Source organism: Candidatus Polarisedimenticolaceae bacterium (assembly GCA_036376135.1).
Lineage (GTDB): Bacteria > Acidobacteriota > Polarisedimenticolia > Polarisedimenticolales > DASRJG01 > DASVAW01.
Genome location: DASVAW010000159.1, coordinates 22860 through 49823, shown reverse-complemented (window position 1 = coordinate 49823; position 26964 = coordinate 22860). Strand labels below are relative to the sequence as shown.

At 69.6% G+C, this 26964-nt stretch carries 24 protein-coding genes and 1 pseudogene; 12 read left to right on the top strand and 13 right to left on the bottom strand.

The genetic code is table 11. The features are described 5' to 3' along the window. Positions 1 to 21: 21 nt before the first annotated feature. Together VF139_17240 and VF139_17235 are read left to right on the top strand one after the other, a co-directional pair. Positions 22 to 1224 (top strand): phosphatidylserine/phosphatidylglycerophosphate/cardiolipin synthase family protein, encoded by a 1203-nt coding sequence (locus VF139_17240; protein ID HEX6853143.1) that lies wholly within the window; start codon positions 22 to 24, stop codon positions 1222 to 1224. Then, the gene (locus tag VF139_17235) at positions 1221 to 3143 is read left to right on the top strand and encodes an ABC-F family ATP-binding cassette domain-containing protein (GenBank protein ID HEX6853142.1); all 1923 of its coding nucleotides are present in this window, start codon (positions 1221 to 1223) and stop codon (positions 3141 to 3143) included. The genes VF139_17240 and VF139_17235 overlap by 4 nt, the downstream gene beginning before the upstream one ends. Before the next feature lie 24 nt (positions 3144 to 3167). Here the strand turns inward: VF139_17235 and VF139_17230 are convergent, their stop codons facing one another. From VF139_17230 to VF139_17220, 3 genes are all read right to left on the bottom strand, one after another. After that, positions 3168 to 4838, bottom strand: a complete 1671-nt coding sequence (locus tag VF139_17230; protein HEX6853141.1) for a DNA topoisomerase VI subunit B — start codon at positions 4836 to 4838, stop codon at positions 3168 to 3170. Positions 4839 to 5098: 260 nt separating this feature from the next. Continuing rightward, on the bottom strand, positions 5099 to 6358 hold the full coding sequence (locus VF139_17225) for an ABC transporter permease (protein ID HEX6853140.1): 1260 nt from the start codon (positions 6356 to 6358) through the stop codon (positions 5099 to 5101). 7 nt (positions 6359 to 6365) lie between these two features. Beyond that, positions 6366 to 7298, bottom strand: a complete 933-nt coding sequence (locus VF139_17220) for an ATP-binding cassette domain-containing protein (GenBank protein ID HEX6853139.1) — start codon at positions 7296 to 7298, stop codon at positions 6366 to 6368. Positions 7299 to 7412: 114 nt separating this feature from the next. On the opposite strand from VF139_17220, the gene VF139_17215 reads away from it, so the two are divergent. Beyond that, entirely contained in the window at positions 7413 to 8069 is a 657-nt protein-coding gene (locus VF139_17215) for a hypothetical protein (protein HEX6853138.1), read from the top strand. 9 nt (positions 8070 to 8078) lie between these two features. Here the strand turns inward: VF139_17215 and smpB are convergent, their stop codons facing one another. Continuing rightward, positions 8079 to 8567 (bottom strand): SsrA-binding protein SmpB, encoded by a 489-nt coding sequence (smpB, locus tag VF139_17210; protein ID HEX6853137.1) that lies wholly within the window; start codon positions 8565 to 8567, stop codon positions 8079 to 8081. Positions 8568 to 8638: 71 nt separating this feature from the next. Between smpB and ricT the strand changes: the two are divergent. Further along, positions 8639 to 9289: pseudogene (gene ricT / locus VF139_17205) on the top strand (regulatory iron-sulfur-containing complex subunit RicT). A gap of 92 nt (positions 9290 to 9381) precedes the next feature. On the opposite strand, the gene rsmI reads toward ricT, so the two are convergent. Beyond that, positions 9382 to 10230 carry a 16S rRNA (cytidine(1402)-2'-O)-methyltransferase gene (rsmI, locus tag VF139_17200; GenBank protein HEX6853136.1) on the bottom strand — a complete coding sequence of 283 codons (849 nt, stop codon included), beginning with the start codon at positions 10228 to 10230 and terminating at the stop codon, positions 9382 to 9384. Positions 10231 to 10301: 71 nt separating this feature from the next. On the opposite strand from rsmI, the gene VF139_17195 reads away from it, so the two are divergent. Beyond that, on the top strand, positions 10302 to 10748 hold the full coding sequence (locus VF139_17195) for a hypothetical protein (protein HEX6853135.1): 447 nt from the start codon (positions 10302 to 10304) through the stop codon (positions 10746 to 10748). Here VF139_17195 and VF139_17190 read toward each other — a convergent pair. After that, a complete protein-coding gene (locus VF139_17190) occupies positions 10681 to 11517 on the bottom strand; it encodes an NAD+ synthase (GenBank protein ID HEX6853134.1) in 837 nt (278 codons plus the stop codon). The two genes, VF139_17195 and VF139_17190, sit on opposite strands and share 68 nt — an antisense overlap. After that, a complete protein-coding gene (locus tag VF139_17185) occupies positions 11514 to 12428 on the bottom strand; it encodes a nitrilase-related carbon-nitrogen hydrolase (protein HEX6853133.1) in 915 nt (304 codons plus the stop codon). Before VF139_17185 ends, VF139_17190 begins: the two co-directional genes overlap by 4 nt. Positions 12429 to 12710: 282 nt before the next feature. Here VF139_17185 and VF139_17180 point away from each other — a divergent pair, with 282 nt between their 5' ends. The 6 genes from VF139_17180 to VF139_17155 all read left to right on the top strand — a co-directional run bounded on the left by VF139_17180 (position 12711) and on the right by VF139_17155 (position 20229). Next, positions 12711 to 13892 (top strand): sigma-70 family RNA polymerase sigma factor, encoded by a 1182-nt coding sequence (locus VF139_17180; GenBank protein ID HEX6853132.1) that lies wholly within the window; start codon positions 12711 to 12713, stop codon positions 13890 to 13892. Positions 13893 to 14204: 312 nt separating this feature from the next. After that, positions 14205 to 14444 (top strand): hypothetical protein, encoded by a 240-nt coding sequence (locus VF139_17175; GenBank protein HEX6853131.1) that lies wholly within the window; start codon positions 14205 to 14207, stop codon positions 14442 to 14444. A 9-nt stretch (positions 14445 to 14453) separates the two neighbouring features. Continuing rightward, positions 14454 to 15431 carry a GNAT family N-acetyltransferase gene (locus tag VF139_17170; GenBank protein ID HEX6853130.1) on the top strand — a complete coding sequence of 326 codons (978 nt, stop codon included), beginning with the start codon at positions 14454 to 14456 and terminating at the stop codon, positions 15429 to 15431. Next, the gene (gene lptD / locus VF139_17165) at positions 15431 to 17809 is read left to right on the top strand and encodes an LPS assembly protein LptD (protein ID HEX6853129.1); all 2379 of its coding nucleotides are present in this window, start codon (positions 15431 to 15433) and stop codon (positions 17807 to 17809) included. Before VF139_17170 ends, lptD begins: the two co-directional genes overlap by 1 nt. Further along, positions 17806 to 18801, top strand: a complete 996-nt coding sequence (locus VF139_17160) for an NAD-dependent epimerase/dehydratase family protein (protein HEX6853128.1) — start codon at positions 17806 to 17808, stop codon at positions 18799 to 18801. Before lptD ends, VF139_17160 begins: the two co-directional genes overlap by 4 nt. A gap of 21 nt (positions 18802 to 18822) precedes the next feature. Continuing rightward, positions 18823 to 20229: a DUF92 domain-containing protein gene (locus VF139_17155; GenBank protein HEX6853127.1), complete on the top strand. Its 1407-nt coding sequence runs from the start codon at positions 18823 to 18825 to the stop codon at positions 20227 to 20229. On the opposite strand, the gene VF139_17150 is transcribed toward VF139_17155, so the two are convergent. The 5 genes from VF139_17150 to VF139_17130 all read right to left on the bottom strand — a co-directional run bounded on the left by VF139_17150 (position 20226) and on the right by VF139_17130 (position 25145). Continuing rightward, entirely contained in the window at positions 20226 to 21224 is a 999-nt protein-coding gene (locus VF139_17150) for a UbiA family prenyltransferase (GenBank protein ID HEX6853126.1), read from the bottom strand. The genes VF139_17155 and VF139_17150 overlap by 4 nt on opposite strands. Continuing rightward, entirely contained in the window at positions 21221 to 21799 is a 579-nt protein-coding gene (grpE, locus tag VF139_17145) for a nucleotide exchange factor GrpE (protein HEX6853125.1), read from the bottom strand. Before grpE ends, VF139_17150 begins: the two co-directional genes overlap by 4 nt. Before the next feature lie 16 nt (positions 21800 to 21815). After that, on the bottom strand, positions 21816 to 22271 hold the full coding sequence (locus VF139_17140) for an Hsp20/alpha crystallin family protein (GenBank protein HEX6853124.1): 456 nt from the start codon (positions 22269 to 22271) through the stop codon (positions 21816 to 21818). Between the two features lie 39 nt (positions 22272 to 22310). Further along, the gene (gene clpB / locus VF139_17135; protein ID HEX6853123.1) at positions 22311 to 24905 is read right to left on the bottom strand and encodes an ATP-dependent chaperone ClpB; all 2595 of its coding nucleotides are present in this window, start codon (positions 24903 to 24905) and stop codon (positions 22311 to 22313) included. 81 nt (positions 24906 to 24986) lie between these two features. Then, positions 24987 to 25145: a hypothetical protein gene (locus VF139_17130; protein ID HEX6853122.1), complete on the bottom strand. Its 159-nt coding sequence runs from the start codon at positions 25143 to 25145 to the stop codon at positions 24987 to 24989. Between the two features lie 52 nt (positions 25146 to 25197). On the opposite strand from VF139_17130, the gene VF139_17125 reads away from it, so the two are divergent. Next, positions 25198 to 25680: a hypothetical protein gene (locus VF139_17125; GenBank protein HEX6853121.1), complete on the top strand. Its 483-nt coding sequence runs from the start codon at positions 25198 to 25200 to the stop codon at positions 25678 to 25680. 8 nt (positions 25681 to 25688) lie between these two features. Here the strand turns inward: VF139_17125 and VF139_17120 are convergent, their stop codons facing one another. Further along, positions 25689 to 26963 carry a metallopeptidase TldD-related protein gene (locus tag VF139_17120; GenBank protein HEX6853120.1) on the bottom strand — a complete coding sequence of 425 codons (1275 nt, stop codon included), beginning with the start codon at positions 26961 to 26963 and terminating at the stop codon, positions 25689 to 25691. Position 26964: the final 1 nt, after the last annotated feature.

Here is a 26964-nt window from a genome sequence, read left to right as displayed (position 1 = left end):
CCGCCCCGAAGAGGCGTCCCGATGCCCGATTCCCCCTTCCGGCGCGTCCGAGCGCTGCTCGCCCGCCCCGGGGTCCTCTGGCGCCTCCGGCGCCTGAGGGCCCTCGAGGACTGGACGGGCGCGCGCATCGCGTACGGCAATCGCGTGGAGGTCTTCCACCGGGGTCGTGACGCCTTCGACTCCATCGAGCGCGCGATCGCGGCGGCGCATCGCGGGATCGCCATCGAGATGTACACGTGGGCCGACGACCGACTCGGGCGACGGGTCGCGGAGGCCGTCGCCGAACGCGTTCGCGCCGGAGTGCCTGCGTTCGTGATCCTCGACGCCTTCGGCAGTCTCGGGAGCACGGGCATCGAGCGGATTCTGACCGCTGCGGGCGCCGAAGTGGTCTGGTACCACCCGCTCCTCCCCTGGACGCAGCGGTGGTTTCCCAATCGCCGCGATCATCGCAAGCTCGTGCTCGTCGACGGCGAGGTCGTCTTCGCCGGCGGGATGAACGTCGCGGAGCCCTACTCCGACGAGTTCGCGGGGGCTTCCGCCTGGCGGGACCTCTCCGTGCGCGTCGAGGGCCCTGCGGTTCGCGATGCCCTGAGGCTGTTCCTGGGCACCTGGGCTCGCGCGGGAGGGGACCTGCAGGGGCCCGCGGGGCTCGCGGTGGCCTCCCCGGATCGCGGCCGAGCGGGCGTGCAGTTCGTGGGAGGGCGCGGACTTCTCGGACGCCGGAAGCTCCGGCACAGCCACCTCGCCACCCTCGCCCAGGCCCGGCGACGCGTGCTCGTGGCCAACGCGTACTTCGTTCCCGAGGCGCCGCTGCGCCGCCAACTGGTGCGGGCGGCTCGAGCGGGGGTTCGCGTGGATCTGCTCCTCCCGGGGGCCACCGACGTCCCGCTCGTGCGGTGGGCGAGTCGCGCGACGTACGGGGCGCTGCTCGAGGCCGGGATCCGCATTCGCGAGCACCGAGGGCCGGTCCTCCACGCGAAGGCCGCGGTGTTCGACGACGAGATCGTCGTGACCGGCTCGGCGAACCTCGACTACCGCTCCTACCGGCACAACCTCGAGGTCTCGGTCAGCGTCTTCGACCGGGAGGCGGCGCGCGTCGCGAGTGAGGGGCTCGAGCGGGATTTCGACGCGGCGGAGTCGATCGAGCTCGCGGTGTGGCGCGCGCGGGGCACCGCGGAGCGGCTCCGGGAGCGCGTGGCGACGCTGCTACGGTACTGGCTGTGATCCAGCTCGCCGGCATCCAGCGACGGCACGGGCCCCGCGTCCTCTTCGACGGGTTGACGTGGCTGATCCCGCGCGCCGCGCGCCTGGGATTCGTCGGCCCCAACGGCGCCGGAAAGACCACCCTGCTGCGGATCCTCGCGGGTCAGGAGACCCCCGACGCGGGGGAGGTCCACCGGGCCGGCACCGTCACCGTCGGTTATCTCCCACAGGAGGTCGAGACTTTCGCGGACGGCAGCGTGCTCGCCACGGTGCTCGACGGATTCGGAGAGCTGCGTCGCATCGAGGAGGAGCTCGAATCGCTCGAGCGACGGATGGCCTCTCTCGGGCCGGGGGATCCCGATCTCGCGCGCGCGACGGCGTCCTACGGCGACGCGCGCCACCGATTCGAGGCGATGGGAGGCGACGAGGTCGAAGCGAAGGCGCGGGCGATCCTCACCGGGCTCGGTGTCCCTCCGGATCGCTTCCACGAGCCGCTCGCGCGCCTGTCCGGCGGGTGGCGGATGCGCGTCGTGCTCGCCCGATTGCTGCTCGGCCGCCCCGATCTCCTCCTCCTCGACGAGCCGACGAACCACCTCGATCTCGAGGCGATCGCCTGGCTCGAGGGGTTCCTCGAGACGTACGAGGGGGCGTTCGTCGTCGTTTCCCACGACCGCTACTTCCTCAACCGGATGGTCTCGGGGATCGTGGAGCTCGAGCGGGGGAAGCTCACGCACTGGCCCGGGAACTACGACGCCTATCTCGAGGAGCGCGCCGCGCGCGAGGAGCGCCTCGAGGAAGGGGCCAAGCGGCAGGCGAAGGAGATCGCACGCGTCGAGCGCTTCATCGAGCGTTTCCGATACAAGGCCTCGAAGGCCAAGCAGGTGCAGTCCCGGATCAAGGCGCTCGAGAAAGTCGAGCGCATCGCGGCGCCGAGCGGGGTCTCGCAGATCCGGTTCGGATTCCCGCCCGCGCCTCGCTCGGGGGACATCGCCGTCCGCGTCGAGGGGGTGGCCAAGGCGTTCGGCGACCGCGTGGTCTACCGCGACGCGAACCTGCTGCTCCGCCGGGGTGACCGCGTGGCGCTCGTCGGGCCGAACGGGGCGGGGAAGTCCACGCTCCTCAAGCTGCTCGCGGGGCGCCTGCAGCCCGACGCCGGCATCGCGGACCTCGGTCACAACGTCATCCCCCAGTACTACGCGCAGCACCAGCTCGACGCGCTCGACCCGAAGGCCACGGTGCTCGAGGAGATCGAGAAGGCCGCCTCCGAGGACACGCGGACCCGGTTGCGCTCGATCCTCGGCCGCTTCCTCTTCTCGGGCGACGACGTGGACAAGCTCGTCGGCGTGTTGTCGGGGGGGGAGAAGGCGCGGGTCGCGCTCGCGAAGATGCTGATCCGCCCGTCGAACCTTCTCCTCCTCGACGAGCCGACCAACCATCTCGATCTGCGCAGCCGCGAGGTCCTCGAGGAGGCGCTCGACGAGTTCGGCGGCACGCTCGTGGTCGTCTCTCACGACCGCTACTTCATCAACCGAATCGCGACGTCGATCGCCGCCTGCGGGAACGGGACGATCGATCTCTACCCCGGGGACTACGACACCTTCCTGGAACGTCCGACGGCCGCACCGGAGGGCGCGGAAGACGGCGCGGGGGGCGCGAAGCGCGACCGCGACGCGGAGCGCGACGCGAAGCGGCTCGAGGCGGAGGAGCGCAACCGGCGCTACCGCGAGAAGAAGGCCGCCGAGGCGAAGCTCGCCCCGGTCGAAGGGGAGATCGCGAAGCTGGAGGCGCGCCTGAAGGAGCTCGAGGCGTCCCAGACGGATCCCGCGGTCTACGAGAGCCCGGAGAAGGCGAAGGCCGTGGGGCGCGAGAAGGCCGAGGTCGAGTCCAAGCTCTCCCGCCTCTACGACGAATGGGAGCGCGTGGCGGGAGGGCTCTTGTGAACGGAACGCCCCCCGTTCCGTTCGCTACAGCTTCCGCGTGCGCTCGAGGATCGTCTTCAGGTCCTCGATCGTGCGCTTCTTGTGCGCGTCGTTGAAGCCGAGGATCTGCTGGAGCGCGTCCCCGATGTGCGGGATGTACTTCTCGATGTAGGAGCGCTTCTTTTCCTCGTCGGCGACCCGGCGGCGATGGCGAACGAACGAGCCCAGGCGCCGGCCGGCCTCCATCAGCGCCAGCCGCAACTCCTTGACGATCTCGGGGTACGAGGCGACCGCCTCCTTCGATTCCGACGTGAACGGCACCCACACCGACGCGATGTGCACGAAGAGGATCATCGGGCCGGTCGGGAGCGCTCCCTTCGACTGCTGCAGGCCGTAGTTCTTCCAGTCGACGGCGAGGCCCGACTTGAAGATCGCGCAGGCGGACTGCTGGTACTGGAGCGGGACGCGGTTCGCGAAGCGGAAGACCTCGATCAGCTCGTCGCCGGGGAGCCCCCCGCCGTAGGCCAGCCCGACCTCCACCTGGAACGGGTTCCCGCGGTAGACGGCGGGAGGCCGCGTGACCGCGGTGACGAAGTCGGCCTGCACGCGCGTCGCGAGGCCCTTTTCCAGGAGGTCCTCGCCGATGGGGGAGAGGCACGCCGTCGGCGGCGCCATGATCTTGACCTTGGGGATCGAGCGGAATACCGCCTCCACCTGCGCGGGGGAGAGCTTCGCGGGCTTCGTGTCCGGGGAGACTCCGGCAACCGAGCAGATCTCGTCGGCGACCGAGAGGCTCACGCGCGAGAAATCGCTCTGGAGCGCGGCGCGGACCGTCCTGCCTTCGGTCTCCTTGAGCATCTTGAGGAGAATCCCGAGCTCGATCCCGTAGGGATGCGGCTTGATCTCCTTCGATTCGACCGGCAGCTCCTGCGTGACCCGGTCGTAGATCCGCGGCTCCTCCTTCGGGGCGACGTATTTCAGGCGCACGTGCGGGTTCGCGAGCGCGGTCTGCTCGACGTAGTCGTCGACCGAGCGGCGGCCTTTCTTGTAGACCGCTTCGATCTCGATCTCCACGCGCGTGCCGTGCTCCCTCAGCCAGTCGATCTCGACGTCCTTGTGGACAACGGGAGCGTTCTTCTGCGTGTCGATCGCGATCTCGAAGAGATGGGCGGGCTTGTTCCTCCCGACGCGCGAGATCACCCGCACGGGTTTCCCGGTCGTGAGCACCCCGTACATGCCCGCGGCCGAGATCCCGATCCCCTGCTGGCCGCGCTGCTGCTTGAGGCGATGGAACTTCGAGCCGTAGAGGAGCTTGCCGAAGATCTTCGGGATCTGCTGGCGCACGATTCCCGGGCCGTTGTCCTCGATCGCGATGCGGTATCGGCTCTCGCTGATCTCGTGGATCTCGACGTCGAGGTCGGGGAGGATCCCCGCCTCCTCGCAGGCGTCGAGCGAGTTGTCCACGGCCTCCTTCACCGCCGTGAGGAGCGCCTTCTGCGGGTTGTCGAACCCGAGGAGGTGGCGGTTCTTCGTGAAGAACTCGGCGATCGAGATGTCCCGCTGCCGGGCCGCCATCGAGTCTGCGTTCTCGGCGGTGCGCGCGGTTCGGGACGGGCGAGGGGGAGCGGGCGCGAGGGGGGCCTCGGCGACGGCGCCGCCGCCGAAAAGGGCGGCCTGCGGGGAGCGCGCGCGGACGGTGCGTGTTTTGGTCGACATGCGGTCGCGCATTCTAGCAACGCGGGTACGCGCGGACGCCGTTCACGTCCGTCGGCGGACGCTCCTCGGGCGCCGGGAGCGCGGCGGCGCGCCTTCCGATCTGGCCGGACCCTTGCGCTTGTCCGGGGCGCGCGGCGCGGAGCATGGTGCTTCCGGCCGACCGGTGCGGGAACGGGACCCTCGGCGCCGGCGGCTGAAGCCGCCGGACGCGGGCCGGAGACTTCGAGGAGGCGGCTCCGGCCCGCGCCCGACGTTGTCGATCAGCTTCGCGCCCAGCGGAAGATCTCCGGGATCGTCGGGCGCTTCCCGTACATCAGCACGCCGATGCGGAAGACCTTCGCGACGCCGCGGAAGACCAGCCAGATCGTTCCCACCATGAGCACGAGCGAGAGCGCGATCTGCCACCACGGCGGGGTCAGGACCATGATCCGCATGAACATGACCATCGGGGTGAACATCGGGATCAGGGAGAACACGATCGACGCCGTCGAGTCCGGCTGCTTGAGCAGCAGGAACGTGGCGATCATCGGAATCACGAGGCACATCACGACGGGAGTCTGGAGGTTCTGCGCCTCCTCCATCGAGTTGCAGACGGAACCGATGGCCGCGAACAGCGAGACGTAGAGGAAGTAGCCCAGGACGAAGAACAACACGAAGAAGACGAGCTTGAGGGGGCTGAAACCCTCCACGAAGCCCTGCATGTCGCCGCCGGCTCCGCGCGCCAGGATCCATGCGCGGGCGGCACCCGCCGTCAGCGCGTAAAGGAGGACCTGCGTGAGCCCGACGGCGCCGATCCCGAGGATCTTCCCGGTCATCAGCTCGGTCGGGGAAACCGATCCGAGCAGGACCTCCATGATGCGGCTCGACTTCTCCTCGAGGACGCCCTGCAGCATCATGATCCCGTAGATCAGGAGCGACATGTAGAGGAGCAGAACGAAAATGAAGGTGGAAAAATAGGCCGAGAAGAAGCCTCGTCTGGATTCCCCCTCCTCGGAGACCTGCACGGTCTGGGCCTCGACGCGTTTGGTGAGCTTGGCGATCTGGTCCGGGGTCACGCTCAACGAGGCTCGCTCGATGCGCAGCTCCAGCAACGCCCGGGACAGCGCCCGTTCGAGGTCCCTCGTCGCGTCGGCGTTGCCGACGTTCTTGGTGTAGTAGTGCACGTTGTCGTCGGCGTCGATGTTCTCGCCGACCGTCAGGACGCCGAACAGCTCGCCGCTGAGGACCTTGGGGCGCAAGCGCTGGAACGCGGCTTCCGCGCCGCCCTCCACCGACTCCTGCAGAAGCTCGTACTGACGCTCGCCGTTCTTCAGCTTGTTGTCGGCCAGAGCGAGGTCCGCCGCGGCGTGAAGGCGGCCCGTCTGGTCCACGAGGGCGATGCGCAGCGTCTCCTGCGACTCGAGCATCGCGAACCCGAGCTGGGCGAAGATCATCCCGATCATCAGGGTCGGGAAGAGGAGGGTGCCGATCCAGAATGAGGGCTTGCGGACCCGCTCGCGGTACTCGCGGCGGACGATCATCAGGATGTTATGCATCGCCGACCCTCTCGAGGACCGTGTCCTTCTGCGCGCCGACCTTCTCGATGAAGATGTTGTGCAGCGTCGGCGCGACGATCTCGAACTTCAGGATGCGCAGGCGCTCCGCGGCGGCGCGCAGGATCGCCTGGGGATCGGCCCCCGTCTCGAGGCGGATCTCGACCCAGCGGCCGTAATCGTCGATGCTCGAGACTCCAGGGGTCCTGCCGAGGAAGGTGGCGTCTCCCTCGAACTCCAGGAGCACCGAGTTCTTGCCGAAACCCGCCTTGACCTCCGCGAGCGGCCCGTAGAGGACGAGCGCTCCCTTGTCGATCAACGCGATGGAGTCGCAGAGTCGCTCCGCGGTCTCCATCTGGTGGGTGGAGAACAGGACGGTCGCGCCCGACCGCCGAAGCTCGAGGATCGCGTTCTTGAAGGTGTTCTGGTTCACCGGGTCCATCCCCGAGAACGGCTCGTCGAGGATGAGCAGCTCCGGCTTTCCGAGCACGGCGCCGATGAACTGCACCTTCTGCTGCATCCCCTTCGAGAGCTCCTCGACCTTCTTCTGCGCCCACCCCTGGAGCTCGAGCTTCTCGAGCCACTCGGAGGCTTCCTTCCGGGCGGCCGGGGGCCGGGCGCCGCGAAGGGTCCCCGCGAACTCGAGCATGTCGAGGACCTTCATCTTGCGGTAGAGCCCGCGCTCCTCGGGGAGGTAACCCACATGACGGCGGACGCCGTCGCCGTGGCTCTTGCCGAGTACGCGAACCTCCCCCGAGTCGGGGCGGATGATGTCCAGGATCATGCGGATCGTCGTCGTCTTTCCGGCGCCGTTGGGCCCGATCAGGCCGAACGTCGAGCCCCGGGGGATGTCGAACGACACCCCGTCGACGGCGCGGTGCTCACCGAACGTCTTGACGACGTCGCGGATGGCGACGGCGTGGTCCATGGGAGTCCCTCCTCCTGCAGCGAATGCGCAGTGTATACGGCCGCCGGCCGGGGAAGTTCCCGGCCCCAACGCGCGCTTGACACCTCTTCCGCCGCGCCGATACCTTTCGCCGCGATGATCACGGGCTACAACACCGACGTCCAGTACGACGGCCGCGTCTTCCACGTCCAGACCGAGGACAAGGGCGCGTCCAACCCGACGATCGAGAGCCTCGTGTACACCGGCGGCGAGATCGTGACGACGCGGCGCGACTCCTACGCGGAGCTGGTCCGGGGCGGCACCGTTCCCGAGGCGGAGGTCCAGAAGCGGATGGAGGCGCAACACCAGGCGCTCATCCGGGAGATCGTCTCGGGCCGGTTCGATCCGGAGGGGCCGAAGCCGTTCGGCTACAACATCATCACCAACCGAAGCCTCGACGACGTCGTGCTCGACTTCCTCTCGCGCGAGGTCGGACTCGAGCAGATCCGCCTCGAGATCGAGGGGCAACCCGCGCTCGAGGAGGGCACGAAGCCCACCCTCCGGTTCCGCGTCATCGCGGAGGCCTCCGATCGGCCGGTCGCGGGCGCGAAGATCGTCGTGAAGCTGCTGACGACCCGCGAGAAACCGAAGGAGCTGTTCTCCGGGGCCACGGGCGCCGACGGGACGGTCGAGGCGTCGATCGAGATCCCCGCGACCCAGGGCGCGAACGCGGCGGTCCTGGTCCAGGCCGACGCCGCCGGGAACAGCGCCGAGCTGAAGCAGCTGGTGCTCAAGCCGGGCGTCGCGCCCTGAGCGTGCCCGTCACTTCACGCGACGGGCGCCCCGCTCCCGATCCATCTCCCGCTTGACGTCGCGCTCCCGGATCGCGTCCCTCTTGTCCGGTCCCTTCTTCCCTCTCCCGAGCGCGAGCTCGACCTTGATGCGCCCGCCTCTGGCGTAGAGGCGCAGGGGCACGAGGGTCGTGCCCTCGTCGGCGACGGCCTTCTCGATCTTGCGGATCTCGTGCGCATGCAGGAGGAGCTTGCGGTCCCGCGTGGGGTCGAGCGTCGAGGCGGGGGCCTGCTCGTAGGGGCTGAAATGCGCATCCAGGAGGAAGATCTCGCCGTCGCGCACCCGGGCGTAGGCCCCCTTGAGATTGACCTGTCCCGCCCGCGCCGACTTCACCTCCGGGCCGCTCAGCACGATCCCGGCCTCCCAGCGGTCGAGCAGGTGGTACTCGTGGGAGGCCGAACGGTTCCGGGCGAGGGTGGGCTCCTCCTTCTCCTTCGAGCGGTCCCGGGCGGCGGTCATCGGTCCTCCGAGTCGTGATTGCTGCGGGATCGCGGAGTCTACGCGGTATAGTCCGCGCGGAGCCACACCCGATGGATGTCATCACGGTCCGCCTCGCTTCGTCGGTCCGGCCGCGGCCGTGCGATCCCGCCGGTCACGAGCTCGAGGTGGGGGAGTCCTGCCTCGTCGACCACGAGGGGACGGTCGAATTCGGGACGGTCGTCGCCCCCGTGCTCGCCAATCCCCACTATGCGCCGGGCGCCCGCCTTCCGCGCCTGCTGCGGCGCGCGACCGTCGAGGACGAAGAGGCCTTCTCACGCAAATCGATCGCCGAGCGCGATGCGACGGCGTATTGCCGCGAGCGGATCGCCGAGCGCCGCCTCGCCATGAAGCTGGGAAAGGTCGAGCAGCAGCTCGACGGGCGCAAGCTCACGTTCCATTTCACCGCCGAGGGGCGCGTGGACTTCCGCGATCTCGTCCGCGACCTTGCCGCGAGATTCCACACCCGGGTCGAGCTGCGGCAGATCGGCGACCGCGAGGACGCCGGGATGCGCGGCGGGATGGGTCCCTGCGGCCACTCCCTGTGCTGCTCCTCGTTCCTCAAGAAGTTCGACCCCATCTCGATCAAGATGGCGAAGTCGCAGGGCCTCTCGCTCAATCCGTCCAAGATCTCCGGGATGTGCGGGCGCCTGATGTGTTGTCTGAAGTACGAGTACGACCCGGACGCCCGCCCCGCCAAGAAGGGAAGCGGCTGCTCCGGGTGTTCGATCAAAAACGGCCCCACCCCCGAGGGCGGACCTCCCGACGGGCTCCCCGTCGTGTCCTGACCGCGCGGTCAGCGCTCGCCGAGCTCGGCGAGCCGGCGCTGCAGTTCGGCGCGCTTGAGCCCGAGTTCCTTCGCGGCCGCCTTCAGCGACGCACGACGGTCGGCCGTCGCGGCGCACGCGGCGGACCAGACGGCACGGATCCGGGCGGCCGATTCGTCCTCGCCCGAAGGGCCGTCGCCGAGCACCTCGTGGCCCGCGATCGCGAGGACGACCTCCCCGAGGATGTCGCCGTCCCCCAGCCTCGCCAGAAGCTCGGACGCGCTCGCCCGCAGGATCGTCTCGTGGATCTTCGTCAGCTCCCGCCCGAGGACGATCGTTCGTCCACCGAAGACCTCCGCGACGTCGCGAAGCGCGTCGCGGAGGCGGTGGGGCGCTTCGAACACCACGACCGTTCGCGTTTCCGCTCGCAACTCGCGGAGCCGGCGCCGGCGCTCCCCTTCCCGGGGGGGGAGGAACCCGTCGAAGACGTAGCGGTCGGCGGGAAGGCCCGCCGCGGAGAGGAGCGCGGCGACGGCGGAGGGGCCGGGGACCGGCGAGACGCGGTGTCCGGCTTCGATCGCGGCGCGCACGAGCCACGCACCGGGATCCGAGATTCCCGGCGTGCCGCCGTCGGAGACCAGCGCCACCTCCCGCCCTTCCGCGAGCAGCCCGAGGATCGCTTCGATGCGCTCCGCCTCGTTGAACTTGTGCAGGGAGAGCATCGGCGTCTCCACGCCGAACCGCGCCAGGAGGCCGCCGGTGCGGCGCGTGTCCTCGCAGGCGACCTTCGCGCACCGCCGCAGGGTCTCGACGGCCCTGGGGGACAGATCGTCCAGATTCCCGATCGGGGTGGCCACCACGTGCAACGTGCCGCTCAAGAAACCTCCGGACCGGATGCGCCAAGATGCAGCCTAGCGTATCTTCGACGCTCGTTCCGGAGGCCCCGTCCATGCGCAAGACCGCCGTCGCCGCCGCGTTGCTCCTGGGCGTTCTCGCGTCCTTCGCCGGGGATCCGCCCGCGCCCCGCCGGCTCCATGAGGACGCCGAAGCGATGCAGCGCGCGATGGGAGCGGCCCTCGACGCGCTGCTCCGGAACGACGCGAACGGGACCCGAGCGGCGCTCGATCGCATCGAGGCCGCCTGCCGTCGCATCGACCAGGACGCGAAGGCCGACTTCGGCGAGAAGACGGTGACGTTCGATCTCGCCTTCCACCGACAGCTCGATCTCGCCCGCGAGCTCGCGGCGCGAGGCGACCTCGAAGCGTTCGGACCGCACTTCTACGGGGTGATCAAGGGGTGCAGGGGATGCCACCTCGAGGCCGCCGGGATCACGTTCGCCAGTCCCTCGGGTAGCGGAAGTCCCACCCCAGGGAGCGGGTCGACACCTTCGCGATGACCGGCGGGCGGCGTTTGAACTGCATCCGGACCAGCAGACGCTCGACACGGTCCACGAACTTCCGGTCCCAGCCGCGCTTCACGATCGCGTCGCGGCCGAGACGCCCGTCCACGAGGAGCGCGAGCACCTGATCGACGTCCCCGTAGGAGAACCCCAGCTCGTCCTCGTCCGACTGGTCGGGCCAGAGGTCGGCGGAAGGGGGCTTCCGACGGATGGACGCGGGCACGTCGAGCCAGGCGGCGAGCTGTCGGACCTGCGTCTTGTAGAGGTCCCCTAGCGGATTGAGGGCGCTCGCGAGGTCCCCGTGCAGCGTCCCGTATCCGAGGAGGAGCTCCGTCTTGTTGCTCGTCCCCACGACGAGCGCGCCGAGCTCCGCCGACCGGTCGTAGAGCACGATCATGCGCGCGCGCGCCATCGCGTTTCCGAGCCTCAGCCTTCCGGGGGAGGGGGTGGTCGCGAGGAATCCGTCGACGATCGGCGAGATGTCCACGCGTTCCGCGACCACGCCGAGCTGCGCGACGATCTTCTCGGCGTCGTGGACGGATGCGGCGCTGCTGCTCCGGTAGGGGAGGAGCACCGGGGTGACCGCGGCGGGGCCGAGCGCCCGCACGGCGAGGTGCGCCACCACGGCGGAGTCGAGCCCCCCCGAGAGGCCGAACACCGCGCGGCGAGCCCCCGTCCGCCGGATCTCCGACGCCAGGAATCCCTCGAGGATCCGGCAGCTCGCCTCGGGGTCGATCGTGAGGTCGGGCTCGGGAGCGACGTTCATCGGCGAAGCGATCGCCGTCGGAGCGGGGACGGTTCGGCCGGTGCCTCGCGATCGGGCAGGGCGTATCGCTCGGTTCGGATGCGGTCCAGTTCCCGCCACGCGAGGTCGAGGTTCTCGTCGCGAAGCAGGGGGTAAGCGGTGCGCGCCCGCCGGAGGACTTCGGCGTCGAGCTCCGCGACCGCGAGTCCGGGATCGAGGGCGTCGAGCGAGGTCACCGTGCGGCCGAACGGGTCGACGGCGATCGATCCGCCCCCGAAGTTCAGACCGTCTTCATACCCGACGCGATTGACGTACACGACGAACGCGGTCTGGAACTGCGCCGTCACGCGGACGAGGTCGTTCCAGACCCCGACGCTCGTGACCCCGCGCCCTTTGCGCGCCCCGCGGGTGGGGCCCGCCGATTGGACGAACAGGATCTCCGCACCCTCGAGGGCGAGAAGCCAGGCCGTCGAGGGGTGCCAGGCATCCTCGCAGATCAAAGAGCCCGCGCGTCCGAACGGAGCGTCGAACGACCGGATGCGGTCCCCGGCCGCGAAGTCGCGACCCTCGTCGAACATCCCGTACGTGGGGAGGTAGACCTTGCGGTGGACGTGGACGACCCGTCCCTTCGAGAGGTACACGGCGGCGTTGTGGAACCGGTGCCCATCTGCCTCCTCCACGCCGCCGAAGAGGATGTCGACTCCGTTCGAGGCCTTGAGGAGCGGGGTGAGGCGACGGTCGTCGAGCCGCACCGCCACCTCCGGAACCTGGTCCCGGAGGAGGTACCCCGTGAGGGAAAGCTCCGGAAACACCACGAGTTGCGCCCGTTCACGGCGGGCCCTGCGCACGAAGTCGAGATGGAGGGCGAGATTCGCTGGAAGGTCCCCGAGTTTCGGGGCGATCTGGGCCAAGGCCACGCGGACGGTACGCATCCGTTCCTCGGGAAACGGCGCACCGTAGCACACGTGGAGGGAACGGGACACGTCACAACGGCGCACTTTTCGCGCGAGCGCTGTAACTCGGCCAACTTGGAGTGGTTAATTGCGCGCGATGCGGTGACAGCGACATCGACGCGGCACGGGGGAGTTCGGGAATTCCATCACGTTCGCGCCGTTTTTCCGACACCGTTGGACGTGGTTCGCCCGTGGACCGGGCTGGCGCGGATCTTTCATTGGTTTGGAGTCCCGAATCGGTATTTTTCTTTCGGAGAGTTCATGGCGCGCAAGATGACACTGGACGAGATGGTCGAGTTCGACCCGAACGCCGCGGACGCGGTGGCCGAGGCGCAGGCCGAGATCGAGGCCGCGCAGAGGGCCGCCCGCCGGCGGAAGAACGCTCCGGCGACCGAAACCGATCGTCCGACGGCGGCGATCCTCCCGATCTACCTGCGGGAGATGGGTGCGACCCCGCTCATCGACGAGCACAAGGAAGTCGCCCTGGCGCGTGAGCTTCAGGAGGGGCGTGAGGGGCTCGCGAAGCTCGCGGTGAAGCTCCCCGTACACGTCCGGGACTACGTGCTCGAAGGGGACCAGGACGGTCCCAAGCGCGGGCGCGAGTGGCCGCTCGACGACCTCGAGACCTTCTGGGGCCGGCTCGTCCGGTACGAGCGGGAGCACCGCGAGCCCAAGGTCTCGCTGGTCCTGCGCGAGGGGCGCGAGCACAAGCGCCACGTCGACCATGCCCGTGACGCGCTGATCCTGGCGAACCTCCGCCTCGTGGTCCACATCGCCAAGAAGTACCTGAACCACGGGATCTCCTTCATGGACCTGATCCAGGAGGGGAACATCGGCCTGATGAAGGCCGTCGAGAAGTTCGAATACGAGCGCGGCAACAAGTTCTCGACGTACGCGTACTGGTGGATCAAGCAGGCCATCGAGCGGGCGATCGCGGACAAGGCGCGGATCATCCGCATTCCGGTGCACGTCAACGAGAAGATCAAGAAGATCGCCCGCGTCAGCCGGGAGCTCGGCGAGACTCTCGGCCGCAAGCCGACCCCGCCGGAGATCGCGAAGAAGCTCCGGATGCCGGTCGCGAAGGTCGAGGAGATCCTCGGCGTCGTCCAGGAGCCGCAGGCGCTCGACGAGCTCTCCGCGGACGACGACGCGCCGAGCCTGCTTCGCTTCGTCGCCGACCCGAACGCCCCGTCTCCCCTCGAGAAGACGGTCGATCGGGAGCTCCGCGAGAAGATCGAGGCGACGCTGCGCGTGCTGAACCCGCGGGAGATCGAGATCATCCGCCTTCGCTTCGGCATCGGACGCGACATGCCGTTCACGCTCGAGGAGATCGGCCGCGTGATGGGCCTCAGCCGCGAGCGGGTGCGGCAGATCGAAGCCACGGCGCTGAAGAAGATCCAGCAGGCTCAGGAGTGCAAGGACCTGCGCGAGTTCCTGGGGTAACCCCACGACCCATCGACTGCAACGAAGGCCGGGGCTCACGCCCCGGCCTTTTTGTTGTGGAAAACGTCCTGGGCCCCGTTCGGCGGCCGCGACATGCGCATGTGCATAACGCAAGCACCCCTCCAAGCCCTTGCTAGATAAGGGGTTGATGCCTTCGCCGTGGTTTCGTATCCACAGGCCGTCCACAGGGGGGATCTTCCGTTTCGCGCCGGTTTCCACAGGTAATCCACAGTCGGCGTGGCCGCTGCACCGGGGCCGCACGGGTCCGCGAAATGTCTGGAGCCGCGGCGCGCCTCTCGGTACATTGACGCCGTGATCGAACTCGATCCCGAGATCTTCCGGCTCCGGCAGGCGTACCACGATTCCCTGTCGAACATGCGCGGCTGGCTGGGCGACACCAGCGTGTCCGGACAATTGACCGTCCTGGACCGGCTGTCGATCCTCGACGCGTGGCAGCAGGAGATGGTCGAGTACTTCGAGCGTCACGGCTACTGCTTCGCGTGCAATCGGCGACTTTCCCGTTGCCGGTGCCCCCGCGAGGGCGCCGAGTAAACTAGGCGGGTGCCGACCCTCAACGTCGCCCGCTCCGACCAGATCGAAGCCGTCTATGAAGAGTCGCACGCGCTGTGGGGCGCGGGTCTCGACTTCACCGGTTATCACGGCCTTTGGGAGGACCTGCGGCGCACCGCTTGGGGCCGGGACCACCTCCGGTTCCTCGTCTGGACGGAAGGGGACGGTCCCATCCTGTCGAGCATGAAGTTGTACCGCCCGCGCGTGCGCCTGCGGGGGCGGACCCGTCGGGCCTGTGCGATCGGTGCCGTCTTCACCCCCCGGGCGCGTCGCCGCCGGGGGCACGCGGCCGCGATGCTGATGCGTGTCCTCGAGGAGGCCGCCGCCGCGGGCGACGGACCGGCGATGCTCTTCTCGGACATCGGAACCGGCTATTACGCCTCGCTCGGTTTCCGGGAGCTCCCCGCCGAGGAGGCGCACGGCACCCTCGCCCGCGCCCCGAGGGGACTGGTCGGCTGGTCGCTCAGGCCCATGCTGCCGGAGGACCTTCCCGCAGTGGCGGAGGCGCACGACGCGTGGTGCGCCACGCGGCCGATCGCGGTCCTGCGCGATCTCGCGCACTGGCGGTTCCTGCTGGAACGCGCGCGCTCGTACTTCGCGCGGTTCGACGGTTCGGACCTCAGCCGCCGGTACCGCGTGGCGACACGGGACGGACGTTTCGCGGGGTACGTCGTGGCCGTCGAGGGCGAGGGGGAGTGGGAACTCCGGGAGGCGGGTGCGGTGGACGCGGATCCGGACACCCTCGCCCAGCTGCTGCGCGTTGCCGCGGCCGAAGCGCGCGCGCGCGGGCTGCGCAGGGTCTTCGGCTGGATCCCCCGCTCCCAGGCGGCCCTCGTTCCCGAATGGGGGCTGCGCCAGGTCGCGAGGATGCGCGCCGTCCCGATGCTCCGGGCGCTGGACGCGACCTCCCCGACCGCGGACCTGCTCGATGCCGAGGCCGCGTTCCTCCCGTATCTGGACCAGTTCTGATGGCCCGGGCGCTCCGGCTGGTCCTGGCGCTCGGCGCGGTCCTCGCCGCGGCCGACGTCGTGCGGGCGCAGGCCACGGCGCTCGAACCTGCGTGTCCCGCGGCGTTCGCCCGGGTCACCCTCGAAGGAGGGGTCGACCTCTGCGCGCGCTCGATCCGGGAAAGCGCCGACCGGAGCTACGAGGCCGAAGGGGACGTCACGATCACCGTGAAGGAGAACGGAACGCGGGTCCAGGCCGATCGCATCCGCGTCGCGGGGAAGAACGCGGTCGGCGAGGGGAACGTCCTCGTGGTGTGGCAGCGCAACCGGATCGCCGGCGCCCGCCTCGACTACGACCTCGAGTCCGGAGACGGCACGATCGACGACGCGAGCGGCCAGTTCGTTCCCGAGTCGAACGCCGGGCGCGCCGAGTTCTTCTTCACCGCGCGCCGGGTGACCAAGAAAGGGGAAGACCGCGTCCTGCTCGAGACGGCGGTGATCTCGACCTGCACGCAGCCGACCCCCTACTGGTCGATCGCGATCTCCCACGCCGACGTCCGGCTCGAGCGCTACGCGCGGATGCGCAACGTCCGGTTCCGCGCCAAGCAACTCCCGCTCGTCTACCTCCCGTATTTCCTCTGGCCCGTGAAGAGCGATCGCGCCGCGGGGTTGCTGTTCCCGGACTTCGGATCGACGCTCAATCGGGGAAACGTCTACCGCCAGTCGCTGTTCATCCCGTTGGGCGACAGCGCCGACCTGACGCTCACGGGCGAGTACTACACCCGGGCCGGGTTCGGAGGGGGCGGGAGGTTCCGCGCGAAGCCGAACCCCTCCGGGGACCTCGACGTCGCCGGGTTCTACATCGACGACCAGGTCTCCGGCGAGGCGCGGTGGAAGTGGAGCTACCAGCAGACGCAGACCTTCCTCAACGGCTTCCGCATGGTCGCGGACGTCAACCAGATCAGCGACTTCGACTTCTACAACGACTACGAGAGCTCGATCAACCTCGTGTCGTCGCCGACGATCCTGGGGCGCCTGGAGTTCTCCCGCAACGGCGCGTGGACCAGCATCAACGTGCGCGAGCTGCGCCGCGAGCAGCTGTTCCAGGAGTGCGACGGGGTCGTCTGCGTCGAGACGAGCAAGGTCCAGCAGACGTTCCCGGAGATCGAATGGCGCGGCAGGAGCCGAAGGCTCGGGCGGACGCCGCTCTATTTCACCTACGAGGCCTCGGTCGCGAGCATCCAGCAGCGATCGGACCGGATCGACGCCGACTACCGTCGCGGCGACCTGTTCCCGACCCTCTCGGCCCCTTTCTCGCCTTTTCCCTGGCTCGACATCAACCCGAGCGTCAACATCCGCATGACGCACTGGACGCAGAGCCAGACGCCGCCGACCGACGCCGACGATCCGATCGAGGTCCTCGACACCGGCCTGTCGCGATTCGTCGCGGGGGGCGGCATCGAGCTCGTCGGGCCGAAGCTGTTCCGCATCATCGAAAAGCCGGGCGGGAAGTTCTCCAAACGCTACAAACACACCATCGAGCCGCGGGTCACGTACGCGCACCAGGAGACCTTCGATCGCTCCGCCGAGATCCTCGTCTACGACGAGGTCGATCGTCTCATCGGGGCGTTGGACCAGGTGAGCTACGGCGTGCGCTCGCGCCTGTTCGCGCAGCGCCCCCGCTCCCGTCCGCCGGCCCCGGTGGACGAAGGCGAGCGCATCCTCGTTCCGGACGTCTCCGGGGGCCCCGTGCGGGAGGCCAGCGATACCGCCGCGCCCCCCTCCGAATCCGCGCAGGCGCTCCAGCCGGCGACCGAGCCTCCGCCGCCGCAGGAGCCGGTCGAGATCGCCAGCGTGGAGATCTCGCAAACCCGGTCGTTCCTCAACGACCTGAGCTTCGCCGACCTCGATCGCGACGGCTCCAACGAGTCGGTGTCGCGTCGCTCGCCGGTTGCGCTCAGCGGCCGGCTGAACCCGCTCCCCAACGTGAGTCTCGACCTTCGCACCTCGTACGACATCCTCTACGACCGCCTCCGGAGCCTCTCCTTGTCCGGCGCGTACCGGAGCGACGCGTTCCGGGGTTCGTTCACGCTGACGAGCACCCCCGGCCTCGCGGTGGGTGCCGCCGATTCGACGCAGATGCGCCTGGCGACCGGGGCGACGCTCTGGGACGGCCGCGTGCGATTCGACGTGGAGGGGACCTTCAACCCGGACGCTCCAGCCGGGGAGACGAAGATCCCCGAGCAGGTGTGGCGCCTCGAGTACTACCTGCAGTGCTGCGGCTTCCTGGCCGAGTACCTGAAGCGCGACTTCACGGGTGCGGAGCGACGCGATTTCCGTTTCACGATCGACCTGCGCGGCATCGGCAAGCTGATCGACTGGCGGGGGACGCAACAGTGAGAATCCTGGTTTCGGGGGTCACCGGCTTTCTGGGAGGGCGCGTCGCGACCGCGCTCGCGGCGTCCGGGCACCGGGTGCGTGGATTCGTGCGCGAGCCGTCGCGCTGGACGTCGCGACCGTCGGAGGCGGAGACCGCCGTCGGCGACGCGACCGATGCCGCCGCGTTCCGGAAGGCCGCGGACGGGTGCGACGCGATCGTGCACGCCGCGGCGCTGGTCAAGGTCTGGGTGCGGGATGCGTCGCAGTTCGATCGCGTGAACGTCGGAGGGTTCTCGAGCGCCCTCGACGCGTCGCGGGCCACCGGGGCGAAGCTCGTCTACGTGTCGTCGTTCTTCGCCCTCGGGCCCACGGACGGGACCGAGTTCGACGAGGACACGCCCCGCCCCGCGCTCGGCCCTTTCAACGACTACGAGCGCACCAAGCTCGCCGCGGACCGGCTCGCCCGCGAAGCGGCGGGGGCGGGGCTTCCCGTCGTCCGGCTCTATCCCGGCGTGATCTACGGCCCCGGGGCGCTGACCGAGGGGAACCACGTCGTCGCCACGCTCCTGCAGCACGCGCGCGGGAAGCTCCCGGGGATGCTCGGCCCCGGCGATCGTCGCTGGTGCTTCGCGTTCGTCGAGGACGTCGCCCACGGGGTGGTCGCGGCGACCGAGCGAGCCGCCGCCGGGTCGGCGTACGTCCTGGGCGGCGACAACCGGACGCTCAACGACCTGTTCGCGCTCTTCGCCCGGGAGACGGGGATCGCTCCCCCCAGGGTCAAGATTCCCTACGGCGTGGCGTCGGGGATCGGAAGGCTCCAGCGCCTCGGCGCGACGTGGTTCGGAATCCAGCCGCAGCTCACCGAGCGCGAAGTCGAGATCTACCGCCACGAATGGGCGTACCGTTCGGAGCGCGCGATCCGGGAGCTGGGGTATGTTGCGCGCCCGCTCGAGGACGGCGTGGCGCGCACGGTGGCGTGGCTGCGCGAGACCGGGGCGCTTCCGCGGAGCTGACGCGCCGGACGGGGGGATGCGGTGTCGGGATCGAGGACGGAGCTCGTCCGCAAGGCCGTTCACGTCGCGATGGGCGGCTTCGCCCTGCTGCTGCGCTGGCTCACGCCCGGTCAGGCGATGCTCTGCGCGCTCGTCGCGCTGACGTTCAACCTGTTCCTGCTCCATCGCCTGACGAAACGCGCGCTCCTGCGCGAGGGAGAGCGCGACCGCGGGTACTCCCTCGGCATCGCCCTGTACCCCGCCGCCGTGCTCGCGTTGCTCGTCGTGTTCCGCGACAGGCTCGAGCTCGCCGCCGCCGTCTGGGCGCTCATCGCCTTCGGCGACGGGATGGCGGCGGTCGCCGGGACGATCCTGCGAGGGCCGAAACTGCCCTGGAACCCCGGCAAGTCCTGGGCGGGGTTCGTCGCCTTCGTTCTCTGGGGCGGCGCGACCTCGGCGTGGCTTCTGCGATGGGTCCAGCACGGCGCCCTCGACGGCGCCGCCGGCCGGCCCGTCACGTGGATCGGCGCGTCGTTCCTCGACGCGGCGCAGCCGCACTGGGATCCGATCCTGCTGCTGGGCGGGTGTTTCGCCGCGGCGCTCGCGGCGGGGGTCGCGGAGTCGCTGCGCACCGGGATCGACGACAACATCCTGGTCCCCGTCGTGGGCGGGGCGACGCTTCTGGCCGCGACCTTCGTCGAGCCGCAGGCCCTCGTCGACGCGTGGCCCACGATGTCGCGCGACCTGCTCGTCGGCGCCGGCGTCAACGCCGTCCTCGCGGTCGCGGCTTTCGCCGCGCGCGGGGTCGGCACCTCCGGAGCGATCGTGGGGTGGATGCTCGGCACGCTCCTCTACGGCTTCTCGGGCTGGCGCGGCTTCCTGATGCTCTTCACGTTCTTCGTGCTCGGGACCGCCTGCACGAAGCTCGGCTACGCCAGGAAAGCGGCGCTCGGGATTGCCCAGGAGAAAGGCGGCCGGCGCAGCGCCAAACACGCCCTCGCGAACACGACGGCGGGTCTCGCGTTCGCGTTCCTCGCCGTCGCGACGGGCCGGCCCGAGGGATTCCTCCTCGCCCTCGTCGCCGCCTTCGCGACGAAGGCCTCGGACACCGTCGCCTCCGAGATCGGGCAGGCGTACGGGAAGCGGCATTTCCTCGTGACGACCCTCGAGCGGGTGAAGGCGGGGACCGACGGCGCCGTCTCGCTCGAGGGGACGCTCGCCGGCATCGCCGGCTCGCTCGTCGTGGGAGCGGTCGCGTGGGCGACCGGGCTCATCGACGGGCCCGGGGTCGGGATCGTCGCGGTGGCGGCGTTCGTGGGCACGACGCTCGAGTCGTTCCTCGGCGCCACCTTCGAGAAGGTCAAGTTGATCGACAACGAGATCGTCAACTTCACCAACACCGTGGTCGGCGGTCTCGTGGCGCTGGCGCTGGCGGGGCTGGCCGGTTAGACGAGGTACGCCAGGGCGAACCCGACCTGCGCCGCCATCATCATCAGGTACATGTGCGTCCACGACGGGTGGTTCTCGGTCGTGGCCAGGTCGTCCGGGTTCTTCAGGATCAGGTAGACGGTGTAGGCCCCCCAGACCGACAGGAGCGCGCCCAGGGCCACGAGCATCCCCTTGTTTCCCGTCAGGATCGTGTGGTCGGGCCAGAACGGATCGGGCACGAACGCCCCGATCGGGATCAGCAGCCACGGGAAGACGAAGAACGGCGCGATCATCCGGGCCGCGTTCCGCACGCCGTAGCGGATGGGAAGGGTCCGGCAGCCGGCCGCCTCGTCCCCCTTCATGTCCGAGAAGTCCTTGGTCGTCGCGGCGCCGATCAGGAAGAGGAAGAAGATCGTCCCGATGAACCACGGCTCGACGTGGAAGACCGACGCGACCATCGACCAGCCGGCGACCTTCAGCAGGCAACCGCGCGGGATCGCGATCGTGAGGTTCGCGAGGAACGCGTTCGCCTTCGTCCGACCCCACGCCGGCGCGCTGTAGATGAACGTGAAGATCATCCCGGCGATGTAGATGAAGAAACACTGGTGCAGATGGAGCTCGGCGGCCGCCTTCTCGGCGAGCGTCCGCGCGGGCCAGATCACGACGAGCCACGTCGGGAGCACGGCGACGACGTAGAGCGCGACCGAGTACCACCACGCCGCGCGCACGGAGATCTCCCCGGTGCAAAGCGGCCGCTCGGGCTTGTTGATTCGGTCGTTCTCGAGGTCGTAGACCTGGTTGATGACGTTCGAGGCGGCGTTGAGGAGCGCGGCGCACAACGAGCCGAGGACGATCGTCGAGACGATGCTCCAGGTCCACTGGCGGGGGAGACCCGCGAGGACGTGGGGGTTCGACGCCGATCCCCATGCGGTGATCGCGCCGGAGACCACCCCCAGAAGCGGAGGCATCAGGGTGAACGGGCGTGTGAAGCGGACGTAAAGCCCGAAGCGACTCACGCGCGACCCACGATCACGCGGGCCGCGCGCAGGACCCGATCGCCGAGCCGGTACCCGGGTCGCATCGTCCGGAGGACCGTGTGATGCTTCGACGGGTCCTCCACCGGCTCGGCGGCGAGCGCCTCGGCGACGTTCGGGTCGAACTCCGTGCCGTCCAGGTCCATACGCTCGACGCCGCCGCGCTGCAGGGCGGCGACGAACCGGTCCCGCGCGATGGCGGCGCCGTGCGCGAAGGCCTCCGCGGCGGGGTTCCCCTTCGCGTGCTCGATCGCGAGGTCGAGGTCGTCGAGCGCCTGAAGGACCCCCTCGACGACGTCGCCGAACTTGCCGGCGACGCGCCGGTCGAGGTCGCGCTCGACACGCTGGCGCATCGCCTCCTGCTCCTGACGCATCTGCGTGACCGCCGCGCTCAGGTCGTACAGGCGCTTCTCGGCGGCCTCCGCGCGGGCGAGGGCGGCCTCGAGCTCGGGGTTCGCCGCGGGAGGCGTTTCGGGCTCGTCGGTCTCGCCCCGGGCCCAGAAACGCCGGTCCTCGACCTTGATCGTCGGCTCGTCCTTCTCGTTGGTGTCGTTCATGCCTTCCTTCACCGCATCACTTGACGTCGACCTTCACCCGCGCCGGCCCCTCGTCCTTCCGCTTGGGAAGGACGATCTCCAGGACCCCGTCCCGGTGGGCCGCCTCGATCCTCGCACGATCGACCGACGCCGGGATCTGCAGGCTGACGCCGAACCCTCCCTGCGGCCGTTCGGAGCGCAGGTACGCGTCGCGCGGGACCCCGAGGTCCATCCGGCGCTCCCCGCGGACGTGCAGTGCGGTCTCCTCGACCTCGATCTCGACGTCCGACGGAGGGACGCCCGGGAGGTCGACGCGCACGACGTACCGCGCGGGCTCCTCGAACACGTCGGTCGACGGCCTCCAGCCGGTGCGCGCCGCCGACTCCGCCTCGCGCACCGCTCCCGAACGCGCGAGCACGTCGTCGAACAGGCGGTTGAACCGCTCCTGGAGCTGAACCAGATCCCGGACCGGATCCCAGCGCTGGATCGCCATCGCGCGCTCCCCGGGTCGCGAAACGGACGACCCGACCGCTTATTGTACGGTCACGCCGCCAGCCGTCAGGGTGATCCCTTGGCCGTTCGACTCCGCGACGACGACGTTTCCCTGCGCGATCGACCCTTCGAGGAGCTTCAGGGCCAGGGGGTCCTGGATCATTTTCTGGATCGTCCGCTTTAGCGGCCGCGCCCCGTAGGCGGGGTCGTAACCGGCCTCCGCCAGGCGCTGCTTGGCCTGCGGAGTCACCTCCAGCTCGATCCGGCGCGGGGCGAGGATCGCCCGCAGCCGCTCGAGCTGCAGGTCGACGATCTTCAGGAGGTCGTCCGGGGTCAGCGACCCGAAGACGATCACGTCGTCGATCCGGTTCAGGAACTCGGGCCGGAAGGAACGGCGCAGCATCCCCTCGAGCTCGGCCTTGAGCAGGTTCGGCCGCTCCCCGGTGCGCTCGAGGATCAGGTCCGACCCGAGGTTCGAGGTCATGATCACGATCGTGTTGCGGAAGTCGACCGTGCGCCCCTTCCCGTCGGTGAGCCGCCCGTCGTCGAGGACCTGCAGCAGCACGTTGAAGACCTCGGCGTGCGCCTTCTCGATCTCGTCGAGCAGGACCACCGTGTACGGCCTGCGCCGGACCGCCTCGGTGAGCTGGCCCCCTTCGTCGTGGCCGACGTACCCGGGAGGGGCCCCGATCATCCGAGCGACCGTGTGGCGCTCCTGGTACTCGCTCATGTCCAGGCGGATCATCGCCTTCTCGTCGTCGAACAGGTTCGCCGCGAGCGCCCGGGCCAGCTCGGTCTTTCCGACCCCCGTCGGTCCGAGGAACAGGAACGAGCCGATCGGCCGATCGGGGTCCTTGAGGCCCGCCCGCGCCCGGCGGACGGCGGTTGAGACCGCGGCGACCGCCTCGTCCTGGCCGACGACCCGGCGGTGCAGCTCGTCCTCGAGGTGGACGAGTTTCGTCGCCTCCCCCTCGAGCATCCTCGCCACCGGAATCCCGGTCCATTTCGACACGACCGCGGCGATGTCTTCCTCCCCGACCTCTTCCTTGAGCATCGCGCCGTCCCGCTGGAGGTCGGCGAGCTTCGCATTCTCGTCCGCGAGCTCGTGCTCGAGTTTCGGGACGATCCCGTAACGCAGCTCCGCCGCGCGGTCGAGTACGGACTCCTTCTCCGCGCGTTCGGCCTCGATCCGCGTCTCCTCGATCTTCTTCTTCAGCGCGCCGATCCGGCCGATCGCCTCCTTCTCGGACGACCAGCGGGCCTTCAGCCCCTTCAGCCGCTCCTGGAGGTCGGCGAGCTCGCCCTCGAGCCTGTCGCGGCGCTCCGCCGAAGGGGCGTCGGTCTCTCGCTTCAACGCCTGCCGCTCGATCTCGAGGCGGGTGACCTGGCGCTGGACCTCGTCCACCTCGGTCGGGACCGACTCGATCTCCATCTTCAGGCGCGCCGCCGCCTCGTCCACGAGGTCGATGGCCTTGTCGGGGAGGAACCGGTCGGCGATGTAGCGGTGCGACAGGGTCGCCGCCGCGACGAGCGCCGCGTCCTGGATCTTCACGGAGTGGTGGGTCTCGTACCGCTCGCGCAGTCCCCGGAGGATGGAGATCGTGTCCTCGACGGAGGGCTCGCCCACCATCACCGGCTGGAACCGTCGCTCGAGCGCCGCGTCCTTCTCGATGTGCTTGCGGTATTCGTTGAGGGTCGTCGCGCCGATGCAGCGCAGCTCGCCGCGCGCGAGCGCGGGCTTCAGGAGGTTCGCCGCGTCGACCGCCCCTTCGGCGGCGCCGGCCCCGACGAGGGTGTGCAGCTCGTCGATGAAGAGGATCACGCGCCCGTCGGCGTCCTGGATTTCCTTGAGCACGGCCTTGAGCCGGTCCTCGAACTCGCCGCGGTACTTCGAGCCCGCGATCAGGGCCCCGAGGTCGAGGGCGACGACGTCCTTGTCGCGCAACGACTCCGCGACGTCGCCGTCGGCGATGCGCTTGGCGATCCCCTCGACGATCGCGGTTTTCCCGACGCCCGGGTCGCCCACGAGCACCGGATTGTTCTTCGTTCGCCGGCCGAGGATCTGCAGCGTGCGGCGGATCTCGTCGTCGCGGCCGATCACGGGGTCGATCTTCCCGCGCCTCGCCAGATCGGTCAGGTTGCGCGCGTACTTCCGAAGCGCCTGGTACTTGTCCTCGGGGTTCTGGTCGGTGACGCGGCTCGACCCGCGCACGGCGCGCAGGGCGTGCAGCACGTTGTCGGGGGTCGCCCCGAGCTTCTTCAGGATCTCGGCCGCCTCGCCGGTTCCGCGGACCATGGCGAGGAGGAGGTGCTCGGTCGAGAGGTACTCGTCGCCGAACTCCTTGGCGGCGGCCTCGGCGGTCGTCAGGACCTCCGCGAGCGCCCGGGAGACGTGCGTGTCGGGCTGTCCCTGCACGCGGGGGAGGGACTCGAGCCGTTCCTCCGCCGCCGAGGCGACGGCTCGCGGGTCGGCCCCGAGCTTCTCCAGGATCGGGCCGACGATTCCTTCCTTCTGGCGGGCGACGGCGACGAGGAGATGGAGCGGGCGGACTTCGGCGTGGCCGGAGCCGGCCGCGGAAGCCTGCGCCTCCTGCAGGGCTTCCTGGGCTTTCAGGGTGAACCGATCGGCTCGCATCCGCACACCTCCCGTCTCGCGGAAAACCGCGCCGCGACGAGGGGTCTTGTGGGATGGCCCGGGGGACCTGTCAAGCGAGGGTCAGTAGTAGTCCGCGCAGCTCAGGTAGTACCCGCAGGCGGGATCCGGGCAGTAGAGCTTGCACTTCCGCTCGGCGAGCTCCTTCCCGCAGTTCGGGCAGGTCCGCACGGCCCGTTCGACGGGGTCGGAGCGGCGGGCGGGCTGACGATCGTCAAGCACGGAGGGGAGGATACCGGAGCTAGGATCGCCGGCAAGGAGTCGGAGGATCCCGATGGCGCCGTTCGTCGAGACGCAGACCTTCCGCTCGTCCTCGCTGGGTCGTGTGGGGATGCTCCTCGGTGCCATCCCCGGCCTGATCGGCGTGGTGATGTTGATTGCCGCGCGGAGCGCTCCCTCGAGGGTCACAGGAGGGAGTCTCATCGTGGTGAGCGTCACCGTCGCGGTGAGCTTTCTCGTCCCATGGCTGCGGGTGGAAGTCCAGGGCGCGACGCTGACCTACCGGTTCTTCCCGTTCCACGGGAAGCCGCGGATCGTCGATCTCCGGGATGTCCGCGCGGCGCGTGCGGTGACGTACCGGCCGATCCGGGACTACGGAGGGTGGGGGATCCGGATCGGGGCGAAGGGCTGGGCCTACAACGTCAGCGGGGATCGGGGCGTCGAGCTGGAGCTGCGGGACGGCACGCTCCTGCTGATCGGCTCGCAACGGCCGGAGGAGCTCGCCGCGGCGATCGAAAGCGGACGTCCCGGGGGATAGGGACGCGCCTACCTCGGATCGATCCGGCAGGTCACGAGAAGCCCCGGCGTCGTCTCGTCCTCGAACCGGACGAGCGTCGTCCCCGGATCACGCAGGAGCGCGAACAGGTTCCCGGAGATCGTGGCCTTCACGCGCCCGCCCTTCCGTGACCATGCCTGCGGAGCCGACAGCGAGAAATCGCCGCTGGCGGTGTCCTGGGTGTGCACGCCGAGAACGCTCAGGATCAGCGCGACCGCCTCCCGCTCGGCCTCCTCGTACGGCACCTCCGACGCCGCGGTGAAGGCGACCGCCTCCATCGACAACGCGTGCGCCGTCGGAGCCATCCCGAGGCGACGCCCGTACTTGAGGTCGAGGATCGGCGTCACGAGGCGTCCGCGGTCGATCAGGGTCGTCGGTTTCGACGGGACCCCTTCGGTCGAGAAACGATACGACCCCGGGCCGAGCGGTTTCCACGGGTCGATCGTCAGGCCGAGATCCTCGCGCAGGACCGGATCGCCGCTCCCGAACTGCTCCTTTCGAAAGGCTCCCTCCGCGTGCGCGACGGTCGCGCCGTCGAGGTTCGAGAACAACGTGCCGAGGACGTACTCCTCGACGACGTCGGGGTGGAGGAGGACGCGCTGGAGCCCGCCCGCGAGCGAGGCCGCGGGCTCGCGCAGCTTCAGGACGGTGTCGACGATCCGAAACACGCGCGACTTGAACAGCTCGCGCGACTCCGGAACGCGGAGCGCGCGTCCGGCGCCGAGCTCCCCATCCAGGACGGCGCTCCAGCCGAAGGTCGTGCCCTTCCCCGAGGCGTCCATCCCCGTCGACGTCACGATCCGCCCCAACCCCTCCGACGCACTGATCGAGCCGCTCCAGGTCCGAAGGCCGCGCTCGACGACGACCTTGCGGATGAACGCGAGGCGCTCGGCGATCGGCTCGACTTCCCCCGCAGCGATCGCCGCGGTCTCGGGGGCGTGGATCGCGACATCCGGGATCTCCGATGGCTCGGGGACGAACGCGCCGTCGGGGTCGTCGATCGCCGCGCTTCGCGCCTGACGCAGCGCGTCGTCCACCTCGAGCTCGATCTGGCGGCGTTCGAGCGAACCGCGGCTCACGCGACCGTCGGCCCAGACGACCTTGTACGCGGCGGCGAGCCCTTCGGAGACCGAGAACGGGGCGTGCGGGTTTCCCGACTCGCGGTCCTTGGTCCCGAGGGACAGGCGCCGGAAGGACGTCGTGTAGATCGACCACGCCCTCGCTCCCGATGCCTCCAGGGCCTCGACGAACCGATCGGTCGCCACC